Annotated in this window: 1 pseudogene; it reads right to left on the bottom strand. The window is 60.9% G+C overall.

What is annotated here, in order from left to right:
* Positions 1-26: 26 nt before the first annotated feature.
* Positions 27-233: pseudogene (locus KVT27_RS26270) on the bottom strand (MFS transporter); the annotation flags it as partial.

Below are 233 nucleotides of genomic sequence, written 5' to 3'. Positions count from 1 at the left end.
CGGCGCCGCCCTCTTCCGCTCGTCCTCTACCGATCTCGCACATAGCGGAAACAGAGCATCCCTCCGCATACAAACAAACCCGCTGCAGCTATCAAAGCCGCATGCATGCCGCTAACTAAAGAGTCGCCGGAGCTTACCATCGCGCCAAACAGGACAACACCAAGCGTCGCGCCAATCTGGCGGCTTGCATTCAGTACGCCGGACGCCGTGCCCGCTAACTGCTTGGGGGCAGC

Origin of the sequence: Lysinibacillus sp. GbtcB16 (assembly GCF_019091145.1) — a bacterium.
Taxonomy (GTDB): domain Bacteria; phylum Bacillota; class Bacilli; order Bacillales_A; family Planococcaceae; genus Lysinibacillus; species Lysinibacillus fusiformis.
The sequence above is the reverse complement of the archived record's forward strand: the minus strand, read 5'-3'. Positions and strand labels throughout refer to the sequence as shown.